Genomic DNA, 1,887 nt, shown 5'->3' on the forward strand with positions numbered 1-1,887 from the left:
GATAAGCTCTTTGTTTACTTTATCCTTCAATTGTAACCCCAGTAAACATTGATAAGTTTCCCGTTATTTTCTCACCTACACGTAAAAATAAGCCTGCTGCTCTTCCGCTTATACAGTGAGAGCCAATTAATAGTTTACCAGTATATGGACCATCCCATGTGTCAATGGTATAGTCAGGCATTTCTATGTATTGCTGGTATATCTTCCTTTGTTCAAAGTAATACTCTGTTTTATCTTCAGCTAATAATTCATCATTTTCGTATATAGATACTCCGCCACCTTCACGACCAAATACAGGTTTGGAAACGTATGATTCATGTCTTTCTAGAAATCGCTTATTTGAAAAATATGTTGGTAGAAAGTATTTATAAATAATGTCTTGCTCTTCTTCTGTAAAGAAAACACTTTCTTCATAAAGCTTCCAAATTAGTGCGAGTACACTTTTGTTTTGCATAACAAACGCGGCTGGCGGATTAATAATTTTCACTCTTTCTTGTGCAATATGATCTAAAAATTGCAAACCAATCCTTTTTCCATTCTTATCAACGTCCGTTACTAAATACTCTATTGGATACAGTCTATATAAATATTTTATTTTTTCTCCACTTGGCGTATATATACCATCTTCCGCAACGACAATGTCTTGTATTCCTACATAGTCCGTTGACTGATTTAAGCAATACGTTCTTAAAAACTGAACCGTTTGACTATCTTCATCGTGCCAATCATAACTAGTAAAATATATCGTCTCTTCAGGGCCTATATGATAGTCATGTTTAATTTGTTCCCATGCCTGTACAATATGCTCTTCTATATGGTTTGGGTGATTTACATCATGATAACGGCATAACACTTCATTTGCGACAGACGGTTCTAAATAGCCTGTTGGCGTATCACAATTTACTTCTATTAATTTTATATCGTCACCATTTACGATAAAATCAAACCTTGTAAAATATGAAAATAAACCATTATGTTTCATTCTCGCCATTTCCCACGCTTCAGCTGGGAATCCAAGTTTTTGAAAACCTTCTGTCGTATTTACAATATATTGATACGTTCTATATAACACATACATGATTTCTTCTGTCGCTTTTGAGATAGCAGTATAAGTTTTTGCTGGCATGCGATACATCCCTGTTGCCATATATTGATTCCATTCTTCATTCTCTAACAGACTAGGCCAAGTGAAACCATTCCTACTAGCCTCTTCTGCAAGTGAAAACCATACTTTCATATACTCTTCTTGCTCTCGTTCTGTATACATTACTCCATTACCCTTTCGTTTTAGGATCCTGCTGGCGCTTTTGCGTTTCCAATTCCACTTGAACCAGAGTTTACTTTCGGTGTTTGCGTAGTAGATGATTTTGGCGTATTTGTATCTGGTGTTACTTTATTGGATGGATTTGGCTGCTGTTTATTTAAATCTACTTTATTGGAAGTATTATTGTTACCGTTAGAACCACCAGTATAACCACCGCTACTACCGCCACCTGTTCTACGCTCATCTTTTTCACGATATGGAATAACATTATTTGCATACGGTTTCTTCATTAAATTTGGTTTTGCTGTATAATTCATATTTGAAGTTCTACTCGCTAATAAATATCCTGCTACAAATGGAAGTATCGGTAAATGAGAGTTTTCATGATAAGATGAAAATGACGGATTATTTTCCTTGCATAACTCATCTATCTCTACATTTTCATTGGTTGGGGCTTTATCATCACAATTTAATGTTTCTTGTTCATTTCTTTGTTTTGCACCATCTGTTTTAACAGCTGTACTTTCTTGCTGAGCAGTTTCTTCTTCATAATCACCACAACCTGTTAATAAAAAAGATGACACCCCTATTGAAGTAGCTATTTTTATAAACTTACTTTTCTC

General features: G+C 34.9%; 2 protein-coding genes. Both read right to left on the bottom strand.

Annotated elements, in window-relative coordinates; translation table 11 throughout:
* Window positions 1–19: 19 nt before the first annotated feature.
* The gene (locus tag ACQGS6_RS27520) at window positions 20–1,267 is read right to left on the bottom strand and encodes a glutathionylspermidine synthase family protein (protein ID WP_074626043.1); all 1,248 of its coding nucleotides are present in this window, start codon (window positions 1,265–1,267) and stop codon (window positions 20–22) included.
* A gap of 20 nt (window positions 1,268–1,287) precedes the next feature.
* Window positions 1,288–1,887 (bottom strand): hypothetical protein (locus ACQGS6_RS27525; protein WP_426965961.1); only part of this gene is annotated, 600 nt, incomplete at its 5' end.

The sequence above is a fragment of the Bacillus sp. GMs2/2 genome (assembly GCF_050172095.1).
In the GTDB taxonomy this organism is placed as follows: Bacteria; Bacillota; Bacilli; order Bacillales; family Bacillaceae_G; genus Bacillus_A; species Bacillus_A cereus.

Bases quoted from the DNA above. Each gene is read 5' to 3' on its own strand.
- ACQGS6_RS27520 (WP_074626043.1), bottom strand. From the start codon at position 1,267: ATGTATACAGAACGAGAGCAAGAAGAGTATATGAAAGTATGGTTTTCA.